This is a genomic window from Streptomyces smaragdinus (genome assembly GCF_009604385.1).
Taxonomy (GTDB): Bacteria; Actinomycetota; Actinomycetes; order Streptomycetales; family Streptomycetaceae; genus Streptomyces; species Streptomyces smaragdinus.
The window spans coordinates 22,000-36,558 of sequence record NZ_WEGJ01000050.1; the positions used below are offsets into that span (position 1 = coordinate 22,000).

General features: G+C 74.0%; 11 protein-coding genes. 5 read left to right on the forward strand and 6 right to left on the reverse strand.

Features of this window, described 5'->3' with window-relative positions:
* Window positions 1–116: 116 nt before the first annotated feature.
* The 5 genes from SRB5_RS32435 (at window position 117) to SRB5_RS32455 (ending at window position 6,767) form a co-directional block, all read left to right on the forward strand.
* On the forward strand, window positions 117–1,631 hold the full coding sequence (locus SRB5_RS32435) for an alpha/beta hydrolase (protein WP_153457073.1): 1,515 nt from the start codon (window positions 117–119) through the stop codon (window positions 1,629–1,631).
* A 30-nt stretch (window positions 1,632–1,661) separates the two neighbouring features.
* Window positions 1,662–3,209 carry an alpha/beta hydrolase gene (locus SRB5_RS32440; protein ID WP_153457060.1) on the forward strand — a complete coding sequence of 516 codons (1,548 nt, stop codon included), beginning with the start codon at window positions 1,662–1,664 and terminating at the stop codon, window positions 3,207–3,209.
* Between the two features lie 34 nt (window positions 3,210–3,243).
* Entirely contained in the window at window positions 3,244–4,797 is a 1,554-nt protein-coding gene (locus SRB5_RS32445) for an alpha/beta hydrolase (protein ID WP_153457061.1), read from the forward strand.
* An 81-nt stretch (window positions 4,798–4,878) separates the two neighbouring features.
* The gene (locus SRB5_RS32450; protein ID WP_153457062.1) at window positions 4,879–5,424 is read left to right on the forward strand and encodes a SigE family RNA polymerase sigma factor; all 546 of its coding nucleotides are present in this window, start codon (window positions 4,879–4,881) and stop codon (window positions 5,422–5,424) included.
* Window positions 5,421–6,767: an outer membrane protein assembly factor BamB family protein gene (locus tag SRB5_RS32455; RefSeq protein WP_153457063.1), complete on the forward strand. Its 1,347-nt coding sequence runs from the start codon at window positions 5,421–5,423 to the stop codon at window positions 6,765–6,767. Before SRB5_RS32450 ends, SRB5_RS32455 begins: the two co-directional genes overlap by 4 nt.
* 48 nt (window positions 6,768–6,815) lie before the next feature.
* On the opposite strand, the gene moeZ is transcribed toward SRB5_RS32455, so the two are convergent.
* From moeZ to SRB5_RS32485, 6 genes are all read right to left on the reverse strand, one after another.
* Complete coding sequence (gene moeZ / locus SRB5_RS32460; protein ID WP_323378854.1) at window positions 6,816–7,994, reverse strand: adenylyltransferase/sulfurtransferase MoeZ; 1,179 nt, start codon at window positions 7,992–7,994, stop codon at window positions 6,816–6,818.
* Between the two features lie 60 nt (window positions 7,995–8,054).
* The gene (locus tag SRB5_RS32465) at window positions 8,055–8,804 is read right to left on the reverse strand and encodes a spherulation-specific family 4 protein (RefSeq protein WP_153457065.1); all 750 of its coding nucleotides are present in this window, start codon (window positions 8,802–8,804) and stop codon (window positions 8,055–8,057) included.
* Window positions 8,792–9,742: an NAD-dependent epimerase/dehydratase family protein gene (locus SRB5_RS32470; protein WP_153457066.1), complete on the reverse strand. Its 951-nt coding sequence runs from the start codon at window positions 9,740–9,742 to the stop codon at window positions 8,792–8,794. The genes SRB5_RS32465 and SRB5_RS32470 overlap by 13 nt, the downstream gene beginning before the upstream one ends.
* Window positions 9,739–11,604, reverse strand: coding sequence for a hypothetical protein (locus SRB5_RS32475; RefSeq protein WP_153457067.1), 1,866 nt, complete (start codon window positions 11,602–11,604; stop codon window positions 9,739–9,741). Before SRB5_RS32475 ends, SRB5_RS32470 begins: the two co-directional genes overlap by 4 nt.
* Window positions 11,601–13,301: a DUF3492 domain-containing protein gene (locus SRB5_RS32480; RefSeq protein WP_323378855.1), complete on the reverse strand. Its 1,701-nt coding sequence runs from the start codon at window positions 13,299–13,301 to the stop codon at window positions 11,601–11,603. Before SRB5_RS32480 ends, SRB5_RS32475 begins: the two co-directional genes overlap by 4 nt.
* 197 nt (window positions 13,302–13,498) lie before the next feature.
* A partial coding sequence (locus SRB5_RS32485; protein ID WP_194293096.1) for a DUF3152 domain-containing protein occupies window positions 13,499–14,559 on the reverse strand: 1,061 nt, incomplete at its 5' end.

Consider the following 14,559-nt stretch of genomic DNA (forward strand, 5'->3'; position numbering starts at 1 on the left):
CCGCTCACCCTTTCGCGCCGCCCACCGCGCGCGCCCCCGGCGGCGCTGCACACGATTGCCGTCCAGCCGTCGCCGTGTCCCGGGGAGCCGCCGTGCAGCCGTCCGCCAGCGTGAGGATGATCGTCGCCGGCCTGCTGACCGGGCTGCTCGCCGCGTGCGGGACCTCGTCCGGTGCCGACCACCGTGCCGAGCCGGGCCCCGGCACCGACCTCGCCGCCGCCGAGGGCGTGCGCTGGAAGACGTGCGCCCCCCAGGTGCCGGGCCAGCCGTCCGCCGATGCCCTCACGTGGCAGTGCGGCGTCCTGCGCGTCCCGCTGGACCACACCGAGCCGGACGGCACGCAGATCGGCCTGGCGATGATCCGCACCCGGGCCACCGACTCCGGGCACCGGCTGGGCTCCCTGCTGTTCAACTTCGGCGGCCCCGGCGGCTCCGGCGTCGACACGCTGCCCAGCGCCGCGCACCTCTTCGAGACCCTGCGCACCCGCTACGACCTGGTCAGCTTCGACCCCCGCGGCGTCGGCGCCAGCGAGGGCGTGCACTGTCTGAACGACCGCCGGCTCGACGCCTGGTTCGCCGCCGACAACACCCCGGACACCCCGGCCGAGGAGAAGGCGTACCTCGGCGGCGTCAAGGACTTCAACGCGGCCTGCGAGAAGAACTCCGGCCCCGTCCTGCCGTACGTCGGCACCCGCGACGCCGCCCGCGACATGGACCTGATGCGCGCGGCCCTGGGCGACGAGCGGCTGCACTACTTCGGCATCTCGTACGGCACCGAACTCGGCGGCGTGTACGCCCACCTCTTCCCGAAGAAGGTCGGCCGGGCGGTGCTGGACAGCGCCGTCGACCCCACCCTGGACGCCACCCACCGCTCCCTGGCCCAGGCCGAGGGCTTCCAGCTGGCGCTGGAGAACTACGCGAAGGACTGCGCCGCCCGGGGCGAGGCCTGCCCGCTGGGCGAGGACCCGGACGAGGCGGTGAAGAAGGTCGCCGCGCTGGTGGAACGCCTCGACCAGCACCCCCTGCCCGGCATCGGCAAACGCAGGCTGACCCAGGCGCTGGCGACCTCGGGCATCGCGCAGGCGCTGTACTCGCAGGACTTCTGGCCGATCCTCTCCGAGGCCCTGGAGGAGGCCAACACGGACGACGGCCGCACCCTGATGGCCCTCGGCGACGCCCTCAACGGCCGCGACCCCGACGGCACGTACAGCACCCTCCAGGCGTCCTTCACCGCGATCGGCTGCGCGGACTCCTCGGAACGCCCCACGGCCGCCGACGTCCGCGAGGTGCTGCCGAAGTTCCGCAAGGCGTCGCCGGCGTTCGGCGAGTTCATGGCGTGGTCGCTGGTCAGCTGTACGGACTGGCCGGTGCGCGGGGAGAGCAGGACGGCGGACGTGAGCGCGAAGGGCGCGGACCCGATCCTGGTGGTCGGCACCACCAACGACCCGGCGACGCCCTTCGAGGGCACCGAGCGGATGGTGGCGGAGCTCGGCGAGGACGTCGGCCACCAGCTGACGAACGAGGGCGAGGGGCACGGCGCGTACACCGGCGGCAGCTCCTGTGTACGGGAGGTCGTGGACGCGTACCTCTTCGAGGGGACGACCCCGCCGAAGGGCAAAACCTGCCGATAGGTTTACGACCGTACGGCTACCCTCGGCCGCATGCGTCCCATATCGCTCGCCCTGCTGGCCCCCGTCGTCGCCGTGGCGCTGTCCGCGTCCGCCTGTACGGGCGGGGGCGGCGGGGAGACGCCGGAACCGGAGCGGGACGTCACGAGCGCGGGCACCCTCGACTGGAAGACGTGCGGACGCCCCACCCCCGAGCAGGGCGGCGACGGGAAGGCGCCGGCGCGGCTGGCGGACGGCACCCGCTGGGAGTGCGCCACGCTCGAGGTGCCGCTGGACTACGCGAAGCCCGGCGGGAAGCGCATAGGCATCGCGCTGATCAAGGCCGGGGCGAAGGACCCCGGCAGGCGTCTGGGCTCCCTGGTCTACAACTTCGGCGGCCCCGGCGGCTCCGGGGTGCTGATCCTGCCCGAGCTGGCCAAGGACTACGAGAAGCTCCGCGAACGCTGGGACCTGGTCGGCTTCGACCCCCGCGGCGTCGGCGCCAGCGCCCCCGTCACCTGCCTCGACGACGCGCGGATCGACGAAGAGCGGGGGGTGGACGCCATCCCCGACAACGCCGCCGAGGAGAAGGAGGTCCAGCTCATGACCCGGGAGCAAGTCCAAGGCTGTCAGTCGAGGGCCGGCGACCTCCTCCCGTACGTCACCACCACGAACACCGCCCGCGACCTGGACCGCATCCGCGAAGCCCTCGGCGACAAGAGGCTGAACTACTTCGGCATCTCGTACGGCACCCAGCTCGGCGGCGTGTACGCGCACCTCTTCCCCAAGCGGGTCGGCCGCACCGTGCTCGACGCGGTCGTCGACCCGACGAAGGGCGGCGTCGACAGCGCCCGCGCCCAGGCGAAGGGCTTCGAGCTGGCGCTGACGGACTACATGAGGGACTGCGCCGCCCAGGAGGCCGGCGACTGCCCCACCGGTACGGGCGGCGCGGCCGGCCGCGACCGGCTGCTGGCGTTCCTCGACGGCCTGGAGTCCGAGCCGCTGCCCACCGCCGACGGCCGTGAGCTCACCGCGACCGACGCGGTCCTCGGCATCGCCGCCGCGCTGTACTCCGAGGAGTCGTGGCCGTATCTGACGCAGGCCCTCCAGGAGGCCGAGCAGGGCCGGGGCGACGTCCTGATGGCCCTCGCCGACTTCTACCTGGACCGCGACGACAAGGGCCACTACGCCAACTCGACGTCCTCCGGTACGGCCATCACCTGCGCCGACACCACCGAACGCTTCACGATCCCGCAGGCCCGCGCCCGGGCGGCGGAATTCGCCCGCGAGGCGCCCGTCTTCGGCCCGCTCCTCGGCTGGAGCCTGCTGACGTGCACCGACTGGCCGCTGGACGGCGAGTCCGCGCACCCGGAGGTGTCCGCCCCCGGCGCGGCGCCGATCCTGGTGATCGGCAACACCGGCGACCCGGCGACCCCGTACGAGGGCGCGGGCCATATGGCCGACGAGCTCGGCGTGGGCGTGGAGCTGACGTACCACGGCGAGGGGCACGGGGCGTACGGCCAGTCGGACTGCGTGGACGACGCGGTGAACGGCCTGCTGCTGACGGGGAAGGTCCCGGCGGCCGGGACGGAGTGCCGGTAGGCTCGCGCCTCCGCACACCGACCCGGGGGTCACCTTGTCCATACGTACGGCGGCGGCAGCGCTCGCCCTGCTGCTCCCGCTCTCCGCCGCCGCGTGCTCGTCGCCGTCCGAGGAGCCGGCGCCGCCGCCCGCCCGCAAAGGCGGCGAGCCGACGCTCCCGGCCACCCTCACCGCCCAGTCCCCCGACTGGAAGTCATGCGGCGCCCCCGTCGGCGCGCCTCCCGGCCAGCAGCACCCCCCGAAGCGGCTCGCGGACGGCACCCGCTGGGAGTGCGCGACGCTGACGGTGCCGGTGGACTACGCGAAGCCCGGCGGCGAGACGATGGGCATCGCCCTGATCCGGGCCCGGGCGAAGAGCGGGGCGGACCGCATCGGTTCGCTGGTGTTCAACTTCGGCGGCCCCGGCGCCTCCGGCGTCCGCGGTCTGGCCAACTCCGCGCAGCTCTTCGAGAACCTCCGCGAGCGCTACGACCTGGTCGGCTTCGACCCCCGCGGCGTGGCCGCCAGCTCCCGCGTCCGCTGCCTGCCGGACAAACGCCTCGACGCCTTCTTCGCCATGGACGCCACCCCCGACTCGGCGGCCGAGGAGAAGACGTACCTCGACTCCTCCCGCGCCTTCAACGAGGCCTGCGACGCCAACGCCGGCCCCCTCCTCCCCCACATCGGCACCGCCGACGCGGCCCGCGACATGGACCTGATGCGCACGGTCCTGGGCGACGACAAGCTGAACTACTTCGGCTTCTCGTACGGTACGAAGCTCGGCGGCGTGTACGCGCACCTCTTCCCCAAGCACGTCGGCCGGATGACGATCGACGCCGTCGTCGACCCCACGGCGGACCTCAAGCACCACGCCCTGAACCAGGCGACCGGCTTCCAGCGCGCCCTGAACAACTACTTCCGCTCCCGCGGCGAGGACCCGAAGGCCGGCACCGCCCGGATCACCGCGCTCCTGAAGCGCCTCGACACCCACCCCCTCCCCACCCGCGGCGGCCGCCCCCTCACCGAGAACCAGGCGCTGACGGGCATCGTCGTCCCCCTGTACGACAAGGCCGGCTGGCCCACCCTCACCCAGGCCCTGACCGAGGCGGAGCAGCGGGGCACGGGCACAATCCTGCTGGCCCTCGCCGACCAGTACAACGGCCGCGAGGCGTCCGGGAAGTACGGCCTGCAGGCACACGCCCAGCGGGCCGTGGACTGCGCCGACTCCTCGTCCCGGCCCACGCTCGCCGAGGCGAAGGGCTGGGTGACGGAGTTCACCGCGATCTCCCCGGTCTTCGGCCCCTTCCTGGCCTGGGACACCGCCGGCTGGTGCGTCGACTGGCCCGTCGAGGGCGCCTCGGCCGACCCCGACGTCTCCGCCCCCGGCGCCCCGGCGATCGTGGTGGTCGGCGGCAAGGGCGACCCGGCGACCCCGTACGAGGGCGCGCGGCGGATGGTGGACGAACTGGGCCCGGGCACCGGCATCCTCGTCACCTACGAGGGCGAGGGCCACGGCGCGTACGGCACGGGCGACACGTGCGTCACCGAGGCGGTCGACGCCTACTTCCTGCGCGGCAAGACCCCGTCACCCGGCACGACCTGCGGCTGACCCGCTGCCGGAAGAAGTCCGCGACCACAGGCATAGATTGCCCGGGGCCCCCACGTCCTTGTGCGTGGAACGGGAGGCCCCATGGATCCGCAGGACCACGAGAGATTCCGGGAGTTCGTCGACGCCCGCTGGAGCGCCCTGCTCCGCCTGGCGAACCTGCTCACCGGCGGTGACCGGCACGAGGCCGAGGACCTCGTGCAGACGGCGCTGATGAAGGCGCTGGGTCGCTGGCGGCACGTCGACGACCCCGAGGGTTACGTGCGCAAGGTGATGTACCGGCACCAGATCAGCCGGTGGCGGCTGCTCCGCCCGCACCGCGAACCGACGTTCGCCGTACCGCCGGAACACCTCGGGGTCGCCGACGGTACGGCCGGCGCCGATCTGCGGATCACCGTGGGCCGGGCGCTGGCCCGGCTGACCCCGCGCCAGCGCGCGGTGCTGGTGCTGCGCTACTTCGAGGACCTCTCCGAGACGGAGGTGGCGAGCGCCCTGGGCTGCTCGGTGGGCACGGTACGCAGCACCACGTACCGGTCGCTGGCCCGGCTGCGCACCCTCGCGCCGGAGCTGGGCCCACCGTCCCGTAACCCCGCCCAGGACACCTACTCCCCGAAGGGAGCCCGCGCATGAACACGGACCGGCTCGAAGACGCGCTCCGCGACACCCTGCACGCCTGGACTCCCGGCACCCCGGCCGCTCCCGCGGGCCTCGCGGACCGCCTCGTACGCCGCCGGCGCCGCCGGAACCTGGGCCGGACCGCCGGCGCGGCTCTCGCCCTGACCGGGATCGCGGTGGGCTCGATCCTCACCACGGGGGGCGGTGACGAGCCGCCGGCCACCCCGGTCAGCACACAGAGCACGCTGCTGTGGCGGACGTCGCTGCCGGGCGGGCACTGGGACGCCTGTACGACCGCTCCCGGCGCCGTCTACTGCCGGGGCGCGGCGTACGACGGCATCGGGGTGGACGAGCGCACCGGGAAGGTCGTGTGGCAGCGGAAGGCCGTCAGCCCCGACGGCGGCTCCTCCCCGTCGGGATCCCTGCCCGGTGTCCGCGACGGGGTGCTGTACACATACGCCGATCACGCCCCGGGGACCTCATACGCGGGTACGGACCTGCTGGCCGTCGACCTCGACAGCCGGAAGGTGCTGTGGAAGCACAAGCTGGCGGACGACAGCCGCGGCACGGACTCCGCCGTACTGTTCGACGGCGGGATCCTGGCCGGGGCGCCGACCTACAAGTCCGTGACCGCGCTCGACGGCACCACGGGTGCGACGCTGTGGACGTACGACTGGACCCAGGCCGACTGCAGCCGGATCGCAGCCGGCGGAGTCCCGTATCTGCTGTGCTCACCGGACAGCGCGAAGGCCCCGCAGGTCAGCCGCGTGATCCGGCTGAATCCGGCAACCGGCGAGCCGCGGACGGTCGCGACCGTGAACGGCCCGACGCTCTACCTCGGCACCGACGGGGACACCGTGCTGCTGGGCGGGATCCCCGAGAAGGGGGAGACCTTCGACGCCCCCGGGCCGGCCGTGATGACCCGCGTCGAGCTCGGCTCCGGCGAGGTGTCGCGGCACACGGTGGACACAATCCCCTGGGGCGTGGTCGCGGACGGCCTCGTGGTGACGGCCTCGAAGGGCGACACCGCGATCGCCTACTCGGCGGCCGACGGCGAACGGCTCTGGTCGCGCGACCTCGGGCTCGTACTCCGCAAGGATCCGGACGACCCCACGATGCGGGAGGTACCGTCGGCCGCCGCCGTCGACCTCGGCCTGCGGGTCGCGTACTTCCTCGATCCGGCCGGGAACCTGGTCGGACTCGACCTGGACACCGGTGAGCCGCGCTGGCGCGGGCACGTGCGGCTGCCCCGGGGGCCGGTGGAGAGCGGGGTCGCTCCCGAGCTGATGTTCTCCGGCGGCGAGCTCACCGGGCTGGTCGGCGGCGAACTGTTCCGCATCAGGCCCGAGCCCGCCTGAACGCACGGAGCGCCCTCCCGTCGGGAGGGCGCTCCGGTACGGCAACGGTCAGTAAACCGGCTTCTCCGGCTCGATCTGGTTGACCCAGCCGATGACGCCGCCGCCGAGATGGACCGCGTCGGAGAAGCCCGCGGACTTCAGGACCGCGAGGACTTCCGCACTGCGGACACCCGTCTTGCAATGCAGGACGATCTTCTTGTCCTGCGGCATGTCCTGGAGGGCCGCGCCCATCAGGAACTCGTTCTTCGGGATCAGCCGGGAGCCGGGGATCGAGACGATCTCGTACTCGTTCGGCTCGCGGACGTCGATGATGTCGAGGTTCTCACCGTCGTCGATCATCTCCTTGAGCTGCTTCGGAGTGATCGTCGAACCCATCGCCGCCGCCTGCGCCTCGTCGGAGACGACGCCGCAGAAGGCCTCGTAGTCGATGAGCTCGGTGACCGTCGGGTTGGTGCCGCAGACCGCGCAGTCGGGGTCCTTGCGCACCTTGACCTGGTTGTACCGCATCTCCAGGGCGTCGTAGATCATCAGCCGGCCGACCAGCGGGTCGCCGATGCCCGCGAGGAGCTTGATCGCCTCGGTGACCTGGATCGCGCCGACCGAGCCGCACAGCACGCCGAGCACGCCGCCCTCGGCGCAGGACGGGACCATGCCGGGCGGCGGGGGCTCCGGGTACAGGCAGCGGTAGCAGGGGCCGTGCTCGGACCAGAAGACCGACGCCTGGCCGTCGAAGCGGTAGATCGAACCCCAGACGTACGGCTTGTTCAGCAGCACGCACGCGTCGTTGACCAGGTAGCGCGTGGCGAAGTTGTCCGTGCCGTCGACGATCAGGTCGTACTGGCTGAAGATGTCGAAGACGTTCGACGCCTCCAGCCGCTCCTGATGCAGGTTGACCTGCACGTACGGGTTGATGCCGAGGACCGAGTCGCGGGCGGACTCGGCCTTCGGGCGGCCGATGTCGGCCTGCGAGTGGATGATCTGGCGCTGCAGGTTCGACTCGTCGACCTCGTCGAACTCGACGATCCCGAGCGTGCCGACACCGGCCGCGGCGAGATACATCAGGGCCGGCGAGCCGAGACCGCCGGCGCCCACACAGAGCACCTTGGCGTTCTTCAGCCGTTTCTGACCGTCCATCCCGACATCCGGGATGATCAGGTGACGCGAGTAACGGCGGACCTCATCGACCGTGAGCTCGGCGGCCGGTTCGACCAAGGGTGGCAGCGACACGGGGACTCCGTAGCGTATGAGACACAGGTTGTTCTCTGCGTAACACTGCCACGGCTCTTCTCATTCCGAGACATGGCGTCCGATGCGCGAGACGATTTCGTCCCAATAGGCGGGCAGCGCCTCCCAGCCGCGGTGATCGGTGAAGAACACGGTCGCCGCTCCCTGCCAGCGGGCCACGCGCATGGCCTCCTCCAGATGCGGGCGCGGGACGCCGTGCACCTGGTGAACGAACTTCTCCGCCGGATATTCGGCCGTCCACTCCGCCACCTGCGACCAGCGGTACTCCGTCCACGGACCGGCGAACGTCACCAGCTGGTCGGCGGCCTCCGCGTACCCCGGATACGGATGGGTGCCGGGCGCCAGCACGATGTGCGCGCCGGGCGCCAGGGCCTTCAGGGTCGACGAGGTGCGGCGGACGACCGGCAGCAGGGCGCGCTCGGCGGGGCAGCGGTCCAGATAGAAGCCGTCCACCCGGTACCACTCCAGGAACCGGTGCGCCTCGGTGATCAGCTCGCCGAAGGGGCGCCGGCCCCAGCGCAGGTCGAGATGGCCGAGCAGCGGCACCCGGGCCGACCGCAGCGAGCCGGCGGCCTGCAGACAGTGCGGATCGGGGCGGACGCCCGGACCGTCCGACACGTTCAGCACGGACCAGTGCAAGGCGCGCGGGGCGCGGCTGAGCTCGCCCCACTCCAGGGGCGCCACCAGCGGGTGGGCGTAGCCCGGCACGCCGAGGCCGAGCCGCACGTCCCCGGCGCCGGGAGCGCGCAGGGCGTGCAGACCGTGTGCTCCGTCGGACTTCAGATCCGGCATGCCGCCTCCATCCAGATGTCCGCGAGGGACTCCTCGATCCCGATCCGCGGCCGCCAGCCGAGCCGGTCGCGCGCGGTCCGCACGTCCGCCTGCTGCCAGGCGCCGGAACCATCCGGATGGGGATACGCGGCGGCCGCCCCGGTCGGCTCGACGCCGGCCTGCGGGGGGATACCCCGCGGCATGCCCGAGTCCAGCTCGTGCAGCGCGCCGCCGTACCCGGCGATCCTGGCCAGCGCCGTCGCCGCGTCCCGCAGCCGGACGGCCCGGCCACTGCCGATGTTCACCACGCCCTGCGCCGCGGAGAGCGACGCCGCGTGCACCGCGCGGGCCACGTCGCGTACGTCCACGAAGTCCCGCTGCGCCCCGAGGCCGCTCAGCTTCATCTCGCCGTCGCCCTGCTGCATCGCCCGGCGCAGCGCCTCCGCGAGCCGTCCGAGCGGCGAACCGGCGGGCGTGCCGGGGCCGACCGGCGAGAACACGCGCAGCACGATGGCGTCCAGCCCGGAGCCCAGCACCAGCTCGCTCGCCGCGAGCTTGCTCACGCCGTACGGGCCGCCGGGGCGCGGCAGCGAATCCTCCGCGGTGGAGGAGCCGGGCTGCGAGGGGCCGTACTCCGCGGCGCAGCCCAGATGCACCAGACGCGGGCTGACCGTGGCGCGGCGCATGGCCTCGCAGATCGTCGCCACGGCGACCGTGTTGTGCCGGATCAGGTCCTTGGCGCTGCCGCGCGTCGCTCCGGCGCAGTTGATCACCACGCCGGGGTGGACGGCGTCCAGGAACCGGGTGAGGGCGCCGGGGCTGCCGGTCGCCAGGTCGAAGCGGACGTCGGCGTCGTCACCGCGGCCGAGCGCGGTGAGCTGGACGGCCGGGTCGGCGAGCAGACGGTCGGCCACATAGCGGCCGAGGAATCCGTTCGCCCCGAGCAGGAGCACTCTCATCGGCTGCCTCCCTGCGTGGGGAGGGCGGATCGCTGGTCGTGCGGATGCGGGGCAGACATGGCTTTGTGCTCCTTGGGACGAGCAGTTGAGCGGTGGGCCGAGGCCCGGGTCAGGGAACCGGCCGCGAGGGCCAGCAGGACGGCGGCCGCCAGGGCGTTCAGCACCGCGGGAACGGCGCTCGGGCCCTGCGCGCCGACGAGCAGGTCGACGGGGCGGCCGAGGGCGTCCAGGCCCGGCAGCCGGGCGGACACCGCGAGCAGCAGGACCATCGCGTGGGCGGCGGCCGCCGCCGTCAGCACCGCGGCTGCCGGGCGGCCGTGGCCGTGCAGCGCCAGGAGGCGGGCCGTGTACAGCGCCAGGCCCAGCGCGGCGACGGCCAGCGCCGGGCCTCCGCCGCCTTCGCCGCCTACGCCGCCTTCGCCGCCGGTGAACCCCAGCGCGGCCAGCTGCAGGCCCAGGAACACCGCGCCGGCTCCCAGGACGGCGGCGGCCAGTAACGGGCGGATGCGGGCGGCGAACTCGTGCAGGTCCCGGCTCACGCCGAGGGCGTGGGCGGCCCTTGTCCTGAACCAGCGCGTGATCGCCGCCGTCGCCGGCAGGGCTGCCGCCAGGGCAACCGCCGCCGCCGTGCGGGGGTCCGGGGGGCTGAAGTCCGCCGTCGACGCGGCGCCGGACAGCAGGTCCGCCAGGAGCCAGTCGCCGTACAGGGCGTAGGCGGCCAGGGCCGCCGTGGCCAGGGCGGCGTGGGCGGGCAGCCGCGCCCTCATGGGGCCCCTCGCCACGGCCACCCGCAGGGCCAGGGTCACCGCTACCGCCCCGGCCAGGATCAGCATCGCCTGGGCGGCGCCCTCCGTCCGTGCGGCCGCCAGCGCGGCGCCCAGGGCCGCGGTGGCCGGGAGGATGTCGTACGCGGGGGTCAGGGGGCCCGCCGGGGGTGGGGGCTGGTCGCGCGGGGGCTCGCGGTGGGTTCTGGCGAAGAGCTCCTCCGCCAGGGCGAATACGTCGCGGTGGCGGAACATCGTCGCCGTGCGGTCGGTTACGCCCTGGGCCTCGAGGCCGGCGGCGATCTCCAGGGGGTCCACCGCGCGGGCGCAGAGGTCCTTGTGGCGGTGCATCAGGGTTTTTACGGGGTCCGCGGGGCCTCTGCGCTGGGGCTTGCGGGCTGCGTCGGGAGCCTTCGCGGGGTCCTTTGCCGGGGGGCGGGTTGCCTCCTGTGTGCGGTGCGATTCCGCGGGGCGGGTCGCCTCCGGGGGGCGGTACGCGTCCGCGGGGCGGTACGCGTCCGCGGGGCGGTACGCGTCCGCGGGGCGGCGCGGGGGCTGGTCCGGGGTCGGGGACGGACCGGACGGGTGGCTCCGCTGGACGTGGGGACTTTGGTCTCGGTGCCGGGCCACGCTCCGCCACCCGTCCGGTCCGTCCCCTGCTTGCGTCGGCGGGCGGCGGTCCTGGAGGGGGAAGGCGGGGGTTCCGTCCTGGACGGTCGTCCTGTCCCGCGCGGGCGGGTGGTCCTGGGCTGCGGTGCTGCTCTGGGTCGAGGTCCAGTCCTGGGCGGAGGGTCCGCCTTCGGTGGAGGTCCGGTCCTGGGCGGAGGGTCCGTCCTGCGTGGAAGGCCCGTCTTCGGGGGTGGGTGCGTCTTGGGGGGTGGGTGCGTCTTGGGTGGACGTCCTGTCCGGGGGGGTGGGCCTGTCCTGGGACGGTGGTCTGTCCATGAGGTGGGGTTCGGTGAGCGTGGGAGGCACGGAGGCGTCCGGGAGGTCGTCGTCCGGGAACGGGGGGAGGCCCGCGCCTGCGGCGTACTCCTCCAGGGCCGCGCGGAGTTCGTCCACGCGGGTGCCCACCGTCCAGTCCTTCTCCTGCGTCATCGGGGGTCTCCTGCGGCGGCACGGGTGAGGGCCGGGGTGCGGTCGCGGGGCTCCTGCGCGGGGCGTGACCAGCGGGGGGTCGACGGGCGGGGGGAGCCGCCGCGGCGTGCGAGGCGGCCGCCCGCCCAGCGGCCGGGGAGCGCGGCCTCGGCCGGGTGGTCGAAGGGGCGCGGCGCCGTGCCCCGGCGGCGGCCCCGGCGGTGCGAGATGAGCTCGAAGTAGATGCCGCGGAACGCGGACACGTTCTGCTCGACGGTGAACAGCTCCAGCGCCCGGGCCCGCGCCGCCGCCCCCAGCCGGGAGCGTCTCGCGGGGTCGCGCAGCAGCGCCAGGCACGCGTCCGCCAGCGCCCGCGGGTTGCGCGGCGGGACCACCAGGCCCGTACCGCCGATGACCTCGCGGACGGCCCCGACGTCCGTGGACACCGAGGCGCGGCCGCAGAACATGCCCTCGACCAGCCCGGCGGGGAAGCCCTCGACGACGGAGGAGAGAACGAGCACCTCGCCCGAGGCGTAGGCCGCCGCGAGGTCGGGGAGCTCGGGGCCGCCGATCTCCTCGAACGAGACGGGGTTGTCGCCGACCTCGTGCGCGCCGGCCGCCTCGTCGGGGAAGAGCTGGGCGGCCAGCGCCCGGCAGTGCGTCTCGTACTCCGCCGAGCCGCCCTGGGAGACGAGCAGCAGCCGGGTCTCGGGCTCCGCCCGCCGCACCTCCGCGAAGGCGTGCAGCAGCCCGATGAGGTCCTTCGCCGGCTCGATCCGTCCGACCCACACCAGCGTCTGCCCCTCGGGCCCGGCGCCCTCGTCCCCCGGCAGCCCGGCCTCGCCCGCCTCGGCGAAGCGCTCGGCCTCCATCCCCGGATACACCGTGCGCTGCCGCTCGCGGGCGGCGCCGAGGCGCTCCTGCCAGCGGCGGGCGTGGGTGTTGCCCGGGGTGAGCAGGTCGGCGCCCGCGCAGACCTGGGCGGCGAGCCGGCGTTCGAATCCGGCCGTGAGCGCGCGGGCCGGGACGTCGGGGCCGGGGCCGGCGGCCAGATAGTGCCGCCGCAGCCGGACGCCGTACTCCGTGACCAGCAGCGGCGTGCCATGGATGTGCCGGGCCAGCAGTCCGGGCAGCGCCGCCGTACCGCCGGAGAGGGCGTGGCACAGATCGGCGCCGGCCAGCTCCTCCGGCCCGTACCAGGGCAGCGACAGCGGCCGCAGGGCCTGCGCGAGGTGCTCCGTGACGGCGAGCAGGTCGACGGCCCGGGCGCCCTGCACCAGGCGGGCGCTGCCCGGGGCCCGGCAGGCGCCCTCGAGGATGCGCAGCGGCACCTCGGAGCGCAGGGCGGGCAGCAGCCCGGGGCCCTGGTCGAACGCGAGCTCCGCCAGCCCGTACAGCCCTGCGGAGAAACGGTCCTCCGCGGGTCCGTCGGCGCAGATGGCGGCCGCGAGCTCGGTGAAGGCGGCGGTGAAGCGCTCGCGCGCCCGCCGGCCGAACGAGAACGTGTCCTCGGGCTCCGCCCAGAGCCGGGCCCTGCGCACCTTACGCACCTGGGGCGGGAGTTCGACGAGTCCGGCCGCGTCCAGCTCCGGCCCGGTGCTCAGTCCGTACACCTCGAACTCGTGGTCCGCCAGCCCTCGAATGAGCCGGTCGCACCACACCCGTCCATCGCCGGCGGCAAACGGATAGCCGCCCTCGGCGAGAAGTGCGATACGCACGCGGAACACCCCCTGTCGTTGCTTCGTGTTGTGGGTCCGAAGCGCTATTAAAGGGACCGTATGCGGGGGTGGTGGTGGTACGACGGACGGTTGTCCGCCGCACCATCAGAAGGGGTGAATGGCCGTAACTTTCCCGGGCGTCGGGCGTTCGAGTGCCTTAGGACGGGTGCGCGAACGGTGCGAACACCGTTCGGACGTCAGCGCTCCGGGTAGGGCCAGGGGTTCGGGCGGCAGGTGCGGCCGTCCGTGGTGAGGTACTTCGTCTGCTGCATCATCACCGGGGCGAGCTCCCCGGCCTTCTCGCAGCCGACGTGGCCCCAGCCGAGCCGGTGGCCCACCTCGTGGTTGATCAGCATCTGCCGGTAGGCGTGGATGTGCTCGTCGCCGTACGTCGTCGAGCCCTGGGCCCACCGGTAGGCGTTGATCATGACACGGTCGGTCGTCGCGGCGTCGCACGACACCCGCTGTTCCGACGTGTCGAGTCCCGATTTGGCGCACCACTTGTCGGTGGTGCCGGGGCTGGCCAGGGTGACGACGAAGTCGGCCTTGCCGTCGGCGCCGACGCGTTCGAAGGTACGGTCCCCGCCGCCGCCCCAGCTGCGACGGTCGTTGAGGGTCTTGTGCACGGCCTGGGCGAACAGCTCGCCGTCGAGCGGCAGTCCGCGTTCGATGTCGACGCGGTAGCGGATGACCCGGCCCTTGCCGGGTGCCTTCGCGGGGCCGGCGGACGTGAACGTGTCGGGGCCGGTGAGATCGCCGCTCAGCGGGTACGTGACGGCCATGGCCTCGGCGTACGTGGGCGCGGCGGCCTTCGCCGGTACGGCCTTCTCCGCCTTCGCCGGCTCGTCGCGGTCCTGCGAGCGGGTCGCGCGCTCCTGGCGGGCCCGGGCCTCGGCGGCCGACGCGGCGTCGTCCTCGCCGGGGCCGGTGATCACCTGGACGGCGATGGTGGCGCCGACGGCGACGGCGGTCACGGCGGCGGCTATGCCGGTGGAGTAGCGGGCGCGGTTGCGTTTGCGGTGGGTGCCGCCCCCACCGCGGCGGCGGGGCTCGCGCAGGCCCTCGGCGGGCCAGGCGGCCCAGTCGTCGCCGGCGGTGTCCGCCGCGGGCTTCGGGGCGCCGCCGTAGACGCCCGCCTCGAAGGCGTCGACGTACTCGGCGCGGGGGCGCGGCGGCCCCGGCTCGGCGTGCTGCGGGTGTCCGCCGCGTACGCCGCCCGGCGACGGGGCGGGGGCGTGCTCGGGGGCCGGGGGTGCGG

Excerpts from the sequence above, each read along its gene's own strand:
- SRB5_RS32435 (WP_153457073.1), top strand. The coding sequence starts at position 117 with ATGATCGTCGCCGGCCTGCTGACCGGGCTGCTCGCCGCGTGCGGGACC.
- SRB5_RS32440 (WP_153457060.1), top strand. The coding sequence starts at position 1,662 with ATGCGTCCCATATCGCTCGCCCTGCTGGCCCCCGTCGTCGCCGTGGCG.
- SRB5_RS32450 (WP_153457062.1), top strand. The coding sequence starts at position 4,879 with ATGGATCCGCAGGACCACGAGAGATTCCGGGAGTTCGTCGACGCCCGC.
- SRB5_RS32455 (WP_153457063.1), top strand. The coding sequence starts at position 5,421 with ATGAACACGGACCGGCTCGAAGACGCGCTCCGCGACACCCTGCACGCC.
- SRB5_RS32465 (WP_153457065.1), bottom strand. The coding sequence starts at position 8,804 with ATGCCGGATCTGAAGTCCGACGGAGCACACGGTCTGCACGCCCTGCGC.
- SRB5_RS32470 (WP_153457066.1), bottom strand. The coding sequence starts at position 9,742 with ATGAGAGTGCTCCTGCTCGGGGCGAACGGATTCCTCGGCCGCTATGTG.
- SRB5_RS32475 (WP_153457067.1), bottom strand. The coding sequence starts at position 11,604 with ATGACGCAGGAGAAGGACTGGACGGTGGGCACCCGCGTGGACGAACTC.